The organism is Escherichia coli, assembly GCF_036503815.1.
Taxonomy (GTDB): Bacteria; Pseudomonadota; Gammaproteobacteria; order Enterobacterales; family Enterobacteriaceae; genus Escherichia; species Escherichia coli_F.
In genome coordinates this window covers 1,000,168-1,014,669 of the sequence record NZ_AP027764.1, presented here as the reverse complement: position 1 = coordinate 1,014,669, position 14,502 = coordinate 1,000,168, and the positions used below count along the sequence as shown (strand labels likewise).

Sequence of the window (14,502 nt, the reverse complement as noted above, 5' to 3'; positions counted from 1 at the left end):
GAATATGCCATCTGGTGAAAGCTTAATGACGGCGCTGCCAGATCCACAGCGCCGTTATTGCCAGCGCAAATAGCGCACCGAAGCCAATGCCAATGGGCACGACCGGGATGCCTACCATTACCGCCAGCGAGTAAATGCCCAGCATCAACAACATGGCGCTGTTTTCGCCAAGGTTTTGTACTGCAATTGCATTCCCCGCCCCGACGCTTTTTTTACCCCGCTCCTGTAGCAACGCATTGAGCGGAACGACAAAAAAGCCTCCCAGCACGCCAATCAGCATCAACAAAGCATAGGCTGGCAGCAGCTCGTGTTGCAGGGAGAAAATCAGTACCACCACGCCAATCAAAATCCCGGCTGGCATACAGCGTGACACGGTTTCCAGCGTAACTAACTTCGCTGCCGTACCTGCACCAACCACGATACCAATCGCTACCATCGCGTTGAGATAGGTCGGCGTAGCGTTATCGGTAATACCCAGCGCCACCGGTACCCACAGCACCAACAGGAAACGCAGCGTGACACCCGCTCCCCAGAATAAACTGGTGCCCACCAGCGAAAAACGCGTTTCACCATTGCGCCATAGCGAGGTGCAGGCATTCAGGAAACTGCGGGTCATGCTGATGAGATTCCAGGACTGCCCCGGACGCGCCGCCGCCAGTTTGGGAATGTAGATATTGGCAACGACCGCGCCACCGTAGGCCAGTGCGCATGCGGCCAGGGCGATCAGGACATGCCAGTCAGCCAGAACACCACCAGCTACGGAACCGAGCAAAATCGCCGCTATGGTAGACGCTTCCATTAAACCGTTAGCTTTTACTAACTTACTACCCGTGGTTAATTCGCCGAGAATACCGTATTTCGCCGGTGAATAGGCTGCAGCACCAACACCCACCAGCGTATAGCCGAGAAACGGATTGATACCAAAGCAGATACTGGCTGCGCCCAGTAGCTTCAGGCCGTTGGCAAACATCATCACCCGGCCTTTGGCGAAGCTATCCGCCACCTGCCCGACAAACGGCGCAAACAGAATGTAAGCACCTACAAACACCATTTGCAGGATGGGCTGGCTCCACTCCGGATAGAACTGCGCTTTCAGTAACGCCAGAGTGGCAAACAGCAGCGCGTTATCGCCAAACGCAGAGAGAAACTGCGCCACGATAACCGCTTTCATCCCCTTCGACCACAACGAAGTGTTAGTGTGCACTGACTCACTCATCTTGTTGTTCCGCTTCGTCTACCCAGCTTTTCAACGTGACGAAGTCAGGTTTGCCGCTACCCAACAATGGCATCTGTTTCAGATAGCGAATATCGCGCGGTACAGCAAGCTCCGGCACGCCGTGCTCGCGGGCGTACTGTTGCAACTTATCGCGCGTCAGTTCGTTATCTGTGGTGAAAAGCACCAGTGCCTCGCCTTTGCTGGCATCGCTCTTAATCGCAGTGGCATGGACTTTATCTGGCGAAACACCAAGTGCCAGTTGTTCCACCATTTCCAGCGACACCATTTCGCCTGCAATTTTGGCAAAGCGTTTTGCGCGGCCCTGAATCTGCACAAAGCCCTGCTCGTCAAAACGCACGATATCGCCAGTGTCATACCAGCCGCGCTCCATTTCGCCGCGAACATTCTCGGCGGTGGGCACTTCCAGTACACCTGGCTTCTCCACCCGGAGATAGCCGTTCATTATGTTCGGCCCTTTCAGTTGCAGGCGTCCGCCCTCTTCGATACCAGGAACCGACAACAGGCGCGCATCCATTCCTGGTAGAATACGCCCTACCGTACCGGGTTTCGCCGCCATCGGTACGTTGATAGAAACGACAGGCGCGCATTCGGTCACACCGTAGCCTTCAAGGATGCGCAGGCCAAATTTATCCTGCCAAAGCTGTTTAGTACTTTCTTGTAGTTTTTCTGCGCCTGCCACCACATAGCGTAGACGATAGAAGTCATACGGGTTGGCAAAGCGCGCGTAGTGACCGAGGAAAGTCGAGGTACCGAACAACACGGTGCAACTGCGGTCATACACCAACTCCGGCACAATGCGGTAATGCAGCGGGCTTGGATAAAGGAACACTTCTGCACCTGTGAGCAGTGGCGTAAACAGGCCTACCGTCAGCCCAAAGGAGTGAAACAGCGGTAACGCCGACATAAAGCGATCGTTGGTGGTGAAGTCGGCAATCGTTTTAATCTGCTCGACGTTCGCCAGAATGCTTTTATGGCTATGGACGACGCCTTTCGGATGGCCTTCAGAACCGGAGGTAAAGAGGATCAGCGCCTCTTCTTCCGGCTGCTGTTTTACCTGTGCCAGACGCGGCATCAACAGATGGGCAAAGATCCATATTTTGTCAGCAGTGGTGACATCTGCTTTTAAATCTTCCAGATAGACCCAGCGCACCTGAGTAAGTTGCTCCGGCAGATGCCAGAGTTTGCCTTTATCGAGAAACTGGCGGGAAGTGAAGATGGTTTTGATTTCAGCCGCCGTAATAGCGCTGGTCAGCCCTTTTACCCCGGCGGTGTAGTTCATCATTGCGGGAATGCGGCGACGGGCGATGGCCCCAAAAATCACTGCCGCACTGATGCCTGCATTGGGCAGCATTAAGCCGATGCGTTCGCCTTCAACACTGTATTTTTCAAGGATGCGTCCAACAAACAGCGTTTTCGTAAGCAATTTGCGATAGGAGTCCGGGGTAAAGTTGACGTCTTCGACACATTTCTTCCCGGCTCCGAAGCGGTACATTGCGCTCAGTAAAGATTCGTACAGCGTTTCACGCGGGCGCACCGCCATACGCGCTTCCATCAATATTTGATGCAGCATTTCGCCAGCGATTTTGCGACGGTCACGGGCACGCGGCGCATCCGGCATCTCCACCTGCGTTGGTGGCAAAATATGCAGAGTAATTTGCGGAAACAAGCGACGTTTAACCAGACCTTTCAGGCGGCTGAAGTGCGTAAGTTCCGCCCCTTCAATACGCACAGGAATAACCGTTGCACCAGACTTCGCCGCGACAAATCCCGCGCCATCGTAGATTTTCATCAGCGAGCCAGTGGTGGTGATGCGTCCTTCAGGGAAAATCACCACTGGTCGGCCCTGTTCCACCAGACGTACCAGATGTTTAATCGCCATAGGTTGCGTCGGGTCGAGAGGAACAAAGTCGATAAATGATTTCAGCCAACGCATATACCACTGTTGGCTTATTGAGGTGTAAACGGCAAATACCGGACGTACGGGTAAAAACAATGCCAGCAGTATGCCATCAATAAAAGAAACGTGATTAGGCGTAATTAGAACGCGCTCGCCCTTCAGTGCCTTGGTGTCACCCGTAACGCGAACGCGATACAAAACACGGCACAAATTTCGAAAAAAGCTAAAAAGCATTCCAACTCCCTTTGCTCTGATTCAGTAAAAGCGAATGGAGGGAGATTACACGAGATAAAGGACGCGAGCGACAGTAAATTAGATGCGAAAAAAAACCTGCGCATCCGCGCAGGTTGGTGCAAGAGACAGGGTACGAAGAGCGTACCGAATAATCTCACCAATCAATACCTCTGGGATCTTGATTGTGGTCTGCACAACGACTCTTCGCCAGCGAGAAAACGCAAAGGAATGAAGGGAAATGCAACGAGGTGTGTAAATTGTCGGTTACTGTTACAGATTGATGACCGGCAAAAAAAAACCTGCGCATCTGCGCAGGCTGGTGTAATTCATGTGCTCAACCCGAAGTTGACTTCACCTATCAATACCTCTGGGATCACCACTTTAGCAACCTGAAGCCAAACGCCACCAGCGGTCAATCGCAACAGCGTTTCGCAAAGTGTAACCAAAGGTTTGCAATCTCTTTTTTTGTCTTACTTATTTGCGTTTGGCTCACATTCCCACGATGAAAACACGTCGCCACTTGAACCAACAGGTATTTTCCGTAACACTGACAGAATGTAAGCGTTTACCCACTAAGGTATTTTCATGGCGACCATAAAGGATGTAGCCCGACTGGCAGGCGTTTCAGTCGCCACCGTTTCCCGCGTCATTAATAATTCACCCAAAGCCAGCGAAGCCTCCCGGCTGGCTGTGCATAGTGCAATGGAGTCTCTTAATTATCACCCGAACGCCAACGCCCGTGCGCTGGCGCAACAGACCACTGAAACGGTCGGTCTGGTCGTTGGTGATGTTTCCGATCCGTTTTTCGGTGCAATGGTGAAAGCGGTCGAACAGGTGGCTTATCACACTGGTAATTTTTTATTGATTGGCAACGGTTACCACAACGAGCAAAAAGAGCGTCAGGCCATTGAGCAACTGATCCGCCATCGCTGCGCTGCGCTGGTCGTCCATGCCAAAATGATCCCGGATGCCGACTTAGCCTCATTAATGAAACAAATGCCCGGTATGGTGCTGATCAACCGCATCCTGCCTGGCTTTGAAAACCGTTGTATTGCTCTGGACGACCGTTACGGTGCCTGGCTGGCAACGCGTCATCTAATTCAACAAGGTCATACCCGCATTGGTTATCTGTGCTCTAACCACTCTATTTCTGACGCCGAAGATCGTCTGCAGGGTTATTACGATGCCCTCGCTGAAAGTGGGATTCCGGCCAATGATCGGCTGGTGACGTTTGGCGAACCGGACGAAAGCGGCGGCGAACAGGCAATGACCGAGCTTTTGGGACGCGGAAGGAATTTCACTGCGGTAGCCTGTTATAACGATTCAATGGCAGCGGGTGCGATGGGCGTTCTCAATGATAATGGTATTGAAGTACCGGGTGAGATTTCGTTAATTGGCTTTGATGATGTGCTGGTGTCACGCTATGTGCGCCCGCGTCTGACCACCGTGCGTTACCCAATCGTGACGATGGCGACCCAGGCTGCCGAACTGGCTTTGGCGCTGGCTGATAATCGCCCTCTCCCGGAAATCACTAATGTCTTTAGTCCGACGCTGGTACGTCGCCATTCAGTGTCAACTCCGTCGCTGGAGGCAAGTCATCATGCAACCAGCGACTAACCGCAGTTAAAGCAATTCCAGCGCCAGTAATTCTTCAATGGTCTGGCGACGGCGAATCAACCGCGCCTGACCATTATCAAACAGAACTTCTGGTAACAGCGGACGGCTGTTGTAGTTGGATGACATTGATGCGCCATATGCCCCCGTATCATGCAGTACCAGATAATCACCCGCCTTCACTTCCGGCAAGGCGCGGGTTTCGACATTTCCCCCTTCCTGCTGGGTAAAGACATCGCCCGATTCACATAACGGTCCGGCGACGACGGTTTCCACCGTTGGTGCGTGTTCCAGAGAACGACCATCAGATGCCAGGGCACTGATATGGTGGTAACTACCGTACATTGCCGGGCGCATCAGATCGTTGAACCCGGCATCAACCAGCACAAAGTGGCGGCTACCCATTTGTTTGACGCTCCGCACTTGAGTAATTAATACGCCAGCCTGCGCTACCAGAAAGCGACCCGGTTCAATTTCCAGTTTCACAGGATGGCCCAAATGGCGGGCGATTTGCTCACGCGCGGCATTCCACAGACCATAATAATGTTCGGTATCAACCGCCTCTTCACCCTGTTGATAAGGAATAGAAAGCCCACCGCCCGCAGAAATAGCCTGTAAATCCTGACCGAATTCGAGGACCTGACGCACCATAGCACCACATACCTGTTCCAGATGGGCATAATCAACGCCAGAACCAATGTGCATGTGAATGCCGACCAGCTGTAGATGATGACGTTGTATCACGTCCAGTGCGGCGGGCAGATCGGTGTACCAGATACCGTGCTTGCTGTTTTCGCCACCGGTATTGGTTTTTTGGCTATGCCCGTGACCAAACCCCGGATTAACACGCAGCCATACCCGATGCCCTGGCGAAACCTGACCCAGTTGGTCGAGCATATCAACAGAACCCGCATTCACCGGAATTTGCAATTCACTGACGCGTTCAAGCGTCGCCTGATCGATAACATCTGCCGTAAAAACAATATCATCGGGGTGCGTTTGCGGATTGTAACCCGCCACCAGTGCACGCTCTATTTCGCCTAACGAGACGGAATCCACTTTTACGCCCTGCTCACGCATTAAGCGCAAAATATGAATATTGGAACAGGCTTTCTGTGCAAAGCGCACCACATCAAACTGTTTCAGCGCTGCAATCTGCCGACGAATAATTTGCGCATCGTAGACCCACACCGGGCAGCCAAATTCTGCGGGCAAACGCAGCAGATTTTCGGCGGTGAGGTCGGTATCGGTGCTGAACAGTGAATGTGGCATAACAAACTCCAGATAAGTGCTTTTTTATGATTACGCCACATCATAAAAAGAATAAAAAATATCGATTTATGTCGAGTCTATGCAAAAATGATATGGATTACCGGATTGCGAGAGAGCGCTAATGGCCGCCGTTAACTTACGTCATATTGAAATTTTTCATGCGGTAATGACCGCCGGAAGCCTGACTGAGGCGGCACACCTGCTACACACCTCACAGCCAACCGTCAGCCGCGAACTGGCGCGCTTTGAGAAGGTGATCGGGCTGAAATTGTTTGAGCGCATACGTGGACGATTACATCCTACCGTGCAAGGACTGCGTCTGTTTGAAGAAGTGCAACGATCCTGGTACGGACTGGATCGCATTGTCAGTGCCGCAGAAAGTCTGCGCGAGTTTCGCCAGGGAGAACTGTCTATTGCCTGCCTGCCGGTCTTTTCGCAATCTTTTTTACCGCAGCTCCTGCAACCCTTTCTGGCACGTTATCCCGATGTCAGCTTAAATATCGTGCCGCAGGAGTCACCGCTACTTGAAGAGTGGCTCTCGGCCCAGCGTCATGATTTAGGACTCACTGAAACGCTCCATACGCCTGCGGGAACAGAACGTACCGAATTACTCTCTTTAGATGAAGTGTGTGTGTTACCTCCGGGTCATCCGCTGGCGGTAAAAAAGGTATTAACGCCGGATGATTTTCAGGGTGAGAACTACATCAGCCTTTCCCGTACTGACAGCTATCGCCAGTTGCTGGATCAATTGTTTACTGAGAATCAGGTTAAACGACGCATGATCGTAGAAACCCACAGCGCCGCGTCAGTCTGCGCAATGGTACGGGCGGGGGTAGGTGTTTCGGTGGTTAACCCGCTCACCGCACTGGATTATGCGGCAAGCGGTTTAGTAGTGCGGCGGTTCAGTATTGCGGTTCCGTTCACCGTCAGCCTGATCCGCCCCCTGCACCGCCCGTCATCAGCGCTGGTTCAGGCGTTTAGTGAGCATTTACAAGCGGGATTACCGAAACTGGTCACTTCTCTTGACGCTATTTTGTCGTCAGCTACGACAGCATAAAAGCGACAGCATCCTCGGCATGGATCGCCGCGGTATCAAACACAGGCAGAACACTGCGCTCTTCTGGCACCAGTAAACCAATTTCTGTGCAGCCAAAAATGACGCCCTGTGCGCCCTGTTCTGCAAGGCGAGCAATCACTTGCGCATAATAAGCGCGTGACGCTTCGGTAAATTGCCCCAGACACAGTTCTTCAAAAATAATCTGATTAATTTTTGCCCGTTCATCCGCTTCAGGAATGAGACAGTTGATGGAAAATTGTTCCGTCAGCCGCCCGCGATAAAAATCCTGTTCCATGGTGTAACGTGTACCCAGCAGCGCCACACGAGTCATCCCAGCCCGGATAATTGCACGTCCAGTGGCATCCGCTATATGTAAGAAAGGCAGAGAGCAACGAGACTCAATGGCATCCGCCACTTTGTGCATCGTATTGGTACATAACACAATGCCTTCTGCGCCCGCCCGCTGTAAGCCAAGCGCCGCCTCAGCCAGAATATCCCCGGTTTTGTCCCACTCGCCGCGACGCTGGCACTCTTCTATTTCATGAAAATCGACGCTATGTAGCAGCACTTGCGCAGAGTGAAGCCCACCAAGCCGCTGTTTAATACCTTCATTAATCAGACGATAATAAGGAATAGTGGATTCCCAACTCATTCCTCCCAGCAAACCAATTGTTTTCATTCCTCTCTCCTGATGTGTGTTACCGCAACAAGGCTGAATAAGGAACGAGACAAACGCCTCAACGGCCAGGTGCCCAATCTCTATTAACGAAAAAAGGGCCGGATGTACAGCACATCCGGCCCGTGAAATCAGACGCCGATATTTCTCAACTTTTCGCCTGCCATCAGTTTGCGTTCGATATGTTCCAGCGTGACATTTTTAGTTTCCGGAATGAGCCAGAAAGTGATGCCCACAAACGCAATGTTCAGCGCAGTGTAGAGCCAGAACGTACCGGCAGCGCCAATGCTATCAAGCAGTGTCAGGAAGGTCGCGCCGATAATCATATTCGACACCCAGTTTGTCGTCGTTGAGCAGGTGATGCCAAAATCGCGGCATTTCAGCGGCTGAATTTCAGAGCACAGGATCCACACCACTGGCGCGGCGCTCATCGCATAACCAGCAATACACATCATCGTCATGCCAACAGAGAGCCAGGACAAGCCACTGGAAGCCGTACCGTTATCAAACTGCATCAGGCAATAGCCCAGCACCAGAGTGCCTAACGCCATCACGCTGAAACCAATTTTCAGAGCCGGTTTACGCCCTGCTTTATCTACCGTAAAGACCGCAATGAAGGTGGCGAACATAAAGGCCAGCCCTACGACCAGAGTCGCAATCATCTGTTGTTCTGTGGTCGTAAAGCCCGCCATTTTGAAGATACGCGGCGCGTAGTACATGATGATGTTCATACCGGTAAACTGCTGCATCGCCTGCAACAACATACCGAGAAACACAGCACGACGGACGTTACGGTTGATCTTAAACAGAGCCCAACCGCCCTGTTTTAACTTCAGGCTTTCACGAATTTCGTTGAGTTCTTCTCGCGCTTTTTCCGACGTATCGCGCAGCATACGCAACACTTCTTCCGCCTCAATATGACGCCCCTTTTCCGCCAGCCAGCGCGGGCTATTTGGCAGGAAGACCACCAGAATAATCAGCAGGACTGCTGGTAAAGCAAGAACCCCCAACATTGCGCGCCAGTTACCGCTATAACTGAACGCTGTATCGGATAAAAACGCCAGCACGATGCCGAGTGTGACCATCAACTGGTACATACTGATCATCTTACCGCGAACGTTTTCACTTGCCATTTCAGAAAGATACAGAGGAGCGGTGTAAGACGCGATCCCGACAGCAATGCCCAGCACCACACGAGCGGCGATTAACATCTCTACGCTGGTCGCAAAAGCGGACCCTATCGAACCGAGCACAAAAAGGATAGCCCCCGCCATCAGGCTGTATTTACGCCCCAGGCGGAACGACAGCCACCCATTAAATAGCGCACCAATTGCTGCGCCGAGCATCATGCTACTAACCACCCATTCCTGCAAACGGCTGGTCAGCACAAAGTGATCGGTAATGAACGGCAAGGCTCCGGCGATTACGCCGATATCAAGACCAAATAACAATCCTGCGACCGCAGCAGCTACCGAAACAAACATATTCATACGCCGCGTATCCCGCAAAGAACGTGGCGTTAAAGCAGATTCCGTATTGATAGTAACCATTTTTTCCTGCCAGCAGAGAGTAAGACATAGTGAAAAAATACGTGAACAATTCACACAGGTGTCAGGTCGGAAATAGCATAAATATGGATTAAATTGCTGCGACATGTCGTTATGTGATGGATATTCCAATTTTCAAATTAAGTTGAATTATTGAGATTATTATTAACCAACTAATTTTAAAGCAGATAAAATTCATAAAGTTCACTAATTGATAATTGATATGGATTATTTCATAACCATGATATGGATTATGATGATCTACAGGTATAAAAAACCCTGCCATGCGGCAGGGTCATAAAAGTAAGAAGAATGGATTAACGAGCCAGCCAACCGCCATCCACGGCAATGGTATAACCATTCACATAATCTGAAGCACTGGAGGCAAGAAACACTACCGGCCCCATCAGGTCACTCGGCAGTCCCCAACGGCCAGCTGGAATGCGGTCGAGAATTTCCGCGCTACGTTGTTCATCTGCCCGTAGTTGTTGAGTATTGTTGGTCGCCATGTAACCCGGAGCTATCGCATTAACATTAATGTTGTGTTTAGCCCATTCATTCGCCATCAATCGCGTCACGCCCATCACGCCGCTTTTTGATGCGGTATAAGAAGGCACACGGATCCCGCCCTGGAAGGAGAGCATTGACGCGATATTGATAATCTTGCCGCCATTGCCTTGTGCGATAAAGTGTTTCGCCGCTGCCTGAGACATGAAGAATACGCTCTTGATATTCAGGTTCATTACATCGTCCCAGTCTTTTTCGCTGAACTCGAGAGCATCTTCGCGCCGAATCAATCCGGCGTTATTCACCAGGATATCAATATGACCAAACTCAGCTACCGCGCGATCCAGCAGTCCAGGAATACCATCAATCTTTCGCAGATCGGCGGTCAGGCTTAAAAAACGACGCCCCAGCGCCGTGACCTGCTTGATGGTTTCAGTCGGTTCAACGATGTTAATGCCAACAATGTCACAGCCCGCTTGCGCCAGCCCCAACGCCATCCCCTGACCCAGTCCAGTATCACAACCAGTGACGACCGCAACTTTACCTTCGAGAGAAAATGCACTTAAAATCATAACAATACCTTATTCGTTTATGCCCACAACTAGCGCAAATCTTTAACGGCCACATGGTCCATATCATCAAAGACCTGGTTTTCACCGACCATGCCCCAGATAAAGGTATAAGCTTTGGTTCCGACACCGGAATGGATCGACCAGCTCGGGGAGATCACCGCCTGCTCGTTATGCATCACAATATGACGCGTTTCTTGCGGCTGCCCCATCATGTGGAAAACGCAGGCGTCATCATCCATATTGAAATAGAAATAAACTTCCATCCGGCGCTCGTGGGTGTGACACGGCATGGTGTTCCACAAGTTACCCGGAGCCAGCTCCGTCAGCCCCATACTCAATTGGCAGGTTTCCAGCACATCCGGAACAAAATATTTGTTAATCGTGCGACGGTTGCTGGTGAGGTTATCGCCTAACGTGACTGGAGATACTTCGTCCGGTGTGACTTTTTTGGTGGGATACGTCGTATGCGCAGGTGCGCAATTGTAATAAAACTTCGCCGGAGTAGCGGTATCAATACTGGCAAAGACAACTTCTTTTGCGCCTTTACCAACATACAGGGCTTCGCGGTGACCGATTTCATAGCATTGACCATCGACGGTAATCGTACCGGCACCGCCAATATTGATAACACCTAGCTCGCGACGTTCCAGGAAATAGCTTACCCCGAGTTGTTTACCAACTTCCCCGCCAACGGAAACCGTTTTAGTTACCGGCATAATGCCGCCAACAATAATACGGTCAATGTGGCTGTAAACCATGGTGTACTCATCGGCGACAAATACCTTTTCAACCAAAAATTCATTGCGCAACCCCTGGGTATCCAGCGTTTTTGCATGCGCACTGTGGATGCTCTGTCTTACGTCCACATCAACCTCCGATAATCAGTGAAGCGTGAAAATAGAAAACGATAGTGAAACGCTGTTTCGTTTTCTCTATAAGGGGATGATATGCCCACGGGATAGGGTTTTCAATTAAAAATAAAACAATGTTTCACTTTTAAGGTAAGGACTGAAAAAAGTGCAGTGTCGATCACGAATATGTCATGAGAATGGAAAAATCAGGGAGCCCTGAAAATGTATGTCGACTCGCCAGCCACCATTATTCAACAGATTAATGACGGCTGATATTTATCGGTAAGGAGGAAATGCAGAGCTATTCGTCACGTTCAATGGTCAATGCCACGCCCTGGCCCCCGCCGATACAAAGCGTAGCCAGTCCTTTGCGGGCATTACGTTTCACCATTTCATGAACCAGAGAAACCAGGATTCGGCAACCGGACGCGCCTATTGGGTGACCGAGCGCGATCGCGCCACCATTAACATTGACCCGACGCTCATCCCATTCAAGCATCTTGCCAACCGAAAGCGCCTGAGCAGCAAACGCTTCATTAGCCTCAATAAGATCGACATCAGCCAACTGCCAGCCGACACGTTCCAGGCAACGGCGTGTCGCATACACCGGCGCAATGCCCATTAATGCCGGATCTACACCAACGCTGGCAAATGCGCGAATGCGGGCAAGCACGGGTAAATTCAACGCTCGCGCTTTGGCTTCGCTCATCATCATTACCGCAGCTGCGCCATCGTTTATGGATGATGCATTACCCGCTGTCACAGAACCGAGACTATCAAATGAAGGATTTAAACGGGCCAAGCCTTCTGCACTGGCGTCAGTGCGTGGCTGTTCATCGGTATCAACAACCAACGCCTGACCGTTACTTTGGGTCATTACCGGGACGATTTCATCTTTAAATCGTCCGGCGTCAATCGCCGCTCGCGCTTTTTGTTGCGAGCTAAGTGCGTAAGCATCCTGCAACTGACGGCTGATGCCATATTCGCGAGCCAGATTTTCGGCGGTGACACCAATATGATAATCATTGAAGGCATCCCACAAGCCGTCATGCACCAGACTATCAACCAACTGGCTATTGCCAAGCTGTGCACCGGTGCGGCTATCTGTAAGAACGTGTGGTGCGCGGCTCATGTTTTCCTGGCCACCGGCGATGACAATATCCGCCTCGCCACACTGGATCGCCTGAGTAGCCAGATGCAGTGCTTTAAGCCCGGAACCGCAAACGTCATTAATAGTGATTGCAGAAACGCTGTTAGGAAGACCACCTTTAATAGCCGATTGCCTTGCCGGATTCTGCCCTGCCCCTGCAGTCAACACCTGACCAAGAATCACTTCATCCACCGCATATGCAGAAACACCGGTACGTTCTATTAACGCTTTCACGACCAGGCTGCCAAGTTCCACGGCGGAATGACCCGCTAACGCACCACGAAAACAGCCGATAGGTGTCCGTAACGCCCCGACAATCACAACGTCTTTCATCACAACCTCGCACCAATTAACAGTGCAATAGTAAATGATTGTTAATTACAGTTATCTTAATTGTTTAAAAAAAGTGATTTTTATCACAAAGGAAATACGCCTGACCAGCAGTCAGAGACATAACTGGCACGTAAGGTTTGCAACCACTAACCCACCAATAGAGAGGTAGAAAGGTCGTTAATCTCCCATACTTAACCTGGTTTATGGTAAATTGCCCTCCATTTTGTTTAATTTGTAGATGATACGTTCAGATAATGTCTAATATTTGGTCAAAAGAAGAAACTCTGTGGAGTTTCGCGCTCTACGGCACAGCCGTTGGTGCAGGCACGCTCTTCCTTCCTATTCAGTTAGGTTCGGCAGGGGCTGTGGTCCTGTTTATTACTGCTCTGGTCGCCTGGCCTTTAACATATTGGCCACATAAAGCCTTATGCCAATTCATCCTCTCATCAAAAACATCAGCAGGTGAAGGGATAACGGGCGCGGTAACACACTACTATGGCAAGAAGATTGGTAATCTGATTACCACGCTGTACTTCATCGCCTTTTTTGTCGTCGTGTTGATATATGCCGTGGCAATTACCAACTCACTTACGGAACAGCTGGCAAAGCATATGGTTATTGATCTTCGCATCCGTATGTTGGTGAGTCTGGGTGTTGTATTAATCCTGAATCTCATTTTTCTGATGGGACGCCATGCCACTATTCGGGTAATGGGATTTTTGGTATTCCCATTGATTGCCTATTTCCTATTTCTATCTATTTACCTGGTCGGTAGTTGGCAACCTGATCTATTAACTACCCAGGTAGAGTTCAATCAGAATACCCTTCACCAGATATGGATATCGATTCCCGTGATGGTTTTCGCCTTTAGCCATACGCCCATTATTTCTACGTTTGCCATAGACAGACGTGAAAAATATGGCGAACACGCTATGGATAAATGCAAAAAAATTATGAAAGTCGCTTATCTCATCATCTGCATAAGTGTACTGTTCTTTGTCTTTAGCTGCCTGCTTTCTATTCCACCTTCGTATATTGAAGCGGCTAAAGAAGAAGGGGTTACCATTTTATCGGCGCTTTCTATGCTGCCGAACGCCCCAGCATGGTTGTCAATTTCCGGGATTATTGTCGCAGTAGTTGCGATGTCGAAATCATTCCTGGGTACGTACTTTGGCGTTATTGAAGGTGCCACGGAGGTCGTCAAAACAACACTACAGCAGGTTGGTGTAAAGAAAAGTCGTGCATTTAACCGCGCACTATCAATTATGTTGGTATCGCTCATTACCTTCTTTGTTTGTTGCATTAACCCGAACGCGATTTCGATGATTTACGCGATCAGCGGCCCGCTCATTGCCATGATACTTTTCATCATGCCTACGCTGTCAACATATCTCATCCCGGCGCTTAAACCCTGGCGTTCTATCGGAAATCTGATTACGCTGATCGTGGGTATCCTGTGCGTATCGGTAATGTTCTTTAGCTAATATCCGTTGTGAATGGTTCAAAATTGCTACAATTTTGAACCATTCCAGTTTTCATAATGTTCATTTGTTAT

Annotated in this window: 11 protein-coding genes; 3 read left to right on the top strand and 8 right to left on the bottom strand. The window is 50.3% G+C overall.

Annotated features, from left to right (window positions below):
• Window positions 1–22 precede the first annotated feature (22 nt).
• Window positions 23–1,216 (bottom strand): lysophospholipid transporter LplT, encoded by a 1,194-nt coding sequence (lplT, locus tag AABJ99_RS04890; RefSeq protein WP_000004605.1) that lies wholly within the window; start codon window positions 1,214–1,216, stop codon window positions 23–25.
• On the bottom strand, window positions 1,209–3,368 hold the full coding sequence (gene aas / locus AABJ99_RS04885; RefSeq protein ID WP_039020554.1) for a bifunctional acyl-ACP--phospholipid O-acyltransferase/long-chain-fatty-acid--ACP ligase: 2,160 nt from the start codon (window positions 3,366–3,368) through the stop codon (window positions 1,209–1,211). Before aas ends, lplT begins: the two co-directional genes overlap by 8 nt.
• A 585-nt stretch (window positions 3,369–3,953) precedes the next feature.
• Between aas and galR the strand changes: the two genes are divergently transcribed.
• A complete protein-coding gene (gene galR, locus AABJ99_RS04880) occupies window positions 3,954–4,985 on the top strand; it encodes an HTH-type transcriptional regulator GalR (RefSeq protein WP_000201034.1) in 1,032 nt (343 codons plus the stop codon).
• Between the two features lie 6 nt (window positions 4,986–4,991).
• Here galR and lysA read toward each other — a convergent pair whose 3' ends face one another.
• A complete protein-coding gene (gene lysA / locus AABJ99_RS04875; protein WP_001120734.1) occupies window positions 4,992–6,254 on the bottom strand; it encodes a diaminopimelate decarboxylase in 1,263 nt (420 codons plus the stop codon).
• Window positions 6,255–6,375: 121 nt separating this feature from the next.
• Between lysA and lysR the strand changes: the two genes are divergently transcribed.
• Window positions 6,376–7,311 (top strand): DNA-binding transcriptional regulator LysR, encoded by a 936-nt coding sequence (lysR, locus tag AABJ99_RS04870; RefSeq protein ID WP_039020555.1) that lies wholly within the window; start codon window positions 6,376–6,378, stop codon window positions 7,309–7,311.
• Here lysR and ygeA read toward each other — a convergent pair.
• From ygeA to yqeF, 5 genes are all read right to left on the bottom strand, one after another.
• Window positions 7,298–7,990, bottom strand: a complete 693-nt coding sequence (ygeA, locus tag AABJ99_RS04865; RefSeq protein WP_000848649.1) for an amino acid racemase — start codon at window positions 7,988–7,990, stop codon at window positions 7,298–7,300. The genes lysR and ygeA overlap by 14 nt on opposite strands.
• Window positions 7,991–8,118: 128 nt before the next feature.
• Window positions 8,119–9,537 carry an arabinose-proton symporter AraE gene (gene araE, locus AABJ99_RS04860; protein WP_097496365.1) on the bottom strand — a complete coding sequence of 473 codons (1,419 nt, stop codon included), beginning with the start codon at window positions 9,535–9,537 and terminating at the stop codon, window positions 8,119–8,121.
• Window positions 9,538–9,851: 314 nt separating this feature from the next.
• Complete coding sequence (kduD, locus tag AABJ99_RS04855; protein WP_000603526.1) at window positions 9,852–10,613, bottom strand: 2-dehydro-3-deoxy-D-gluconate 5-dehydrogenase KduD; 762 nt, start codon at window positions 10,611–10,613, stop codon at window positions 9,852–9,854.
• 29 nt (window positions 10,614–10,642) lie between these two features.
• Window positions 10,643–11,479 carry a 5-dehydro-4-deoxy-D-glucuronate isomerase gene (kduI, locus tag AABJ99_RS04850; RefSeq protein WP_000383251.1) on the bottom strand — a complete coding sequence of 279 codons (837 nt, stop codon included), beginning with the start codon at window positions 11,477–11,479 and terminating at the stop codon, window positions 10,643–10,645.
• Between the two features lie 286 nt (window positions 11,480–11,765).
• A complete protein-coding gene (yqeF, locus tag AABJ99_RS04845; RefSeq protein WP_000656039.1) occupies window positions 11,766–12,947 on the bottom strand; it encodes an acetyl-CoA C-acetyltransferase in 1,182 nt (393 codons plus the stop codon).
• 254 nt (window positions 12,948–13,201) lie between these two features.
• On the opposite strand from yqeF, the gene yqeG reads away from it, so the two are divergent.
• Entirely contained in the window at window positions 13,202–14,431 is a 1,230-nt protein-coding gene (yqeG, locus tag AABJ99_RS04840; protein ID WP_000065947.1) for an amino acid permease, read from the top strand.
• Window positions 14,432–14,502 lie beyond the last annotated feature (71 nt).

Bases quoted from the DNA above. Each gene is read 5' to 3' on its own strand.
- lplT (WP_000004605.1), bottom strand. From the start codon at position 1,216: ATGAGTGAGTCAGTGCACACTAACACTTCGTTGTGGTCGAAGGGGATG.
- aas (WP_039020554.1), bottom strand. From the start codon at position 3,368: ATGCTTTTTAGCTTTTTTCGAAATTTGTGCCGTGTTTTGTATCGCGTT.
- galR (WP_000201034.1), top strand. From the start codon at position 3,954: ATGGCGACCATAAAGGATGTAGCCCGACTGGCAGGCGTTTCAGTCGCC.
- lysA (WP_001120734.1), bottom strand. From the start codon at position 6,254: ATGCCACATTCACTGTTCAGCACCGATACCGACCTCACCGCCGAAAAT.
- lysR (WP_039020555.1), top strand. From the start codon at position 6,376: ATGGCCGCCGTTAACTTACGTCATATTGAAATTTTTCATGCGGTAATG.
- ygeA (WP_000848649.1), bottom strand. From the start codon at position 7,990: ATGAAAACAATTGGTTTGCTGGGAGGAATGAGTTGGGAATCCACTATT.
- araE (WP_097496365.1), bottom strand. From the start codon at position 9,537: ATGGTTACTATCAATACGGAATCTGCTTTAACGCCACGTTCTTTGCGG.
- kduD (WP_000603526.1), bottom strand. From the start codon at position 10,613: ATGATTTTAAGTGCATTTTCTCTCGAAGGTAAAGTTGCGGTCGTCACT.
- yqeF (WP_000656039.1), bottom strand. From the start codon at position 12,947: ATGAAAGACGTTGTGATTGTCGGGGCGTTACGGACACCTATCGGCTGT.
- yqeG (WP_000065947.1), top strand. From the start codon at position 13,202: ATGTCTAATATTTGGTCAAAAGAAGAAACTCTGTGGAGTTTCGCGCTC.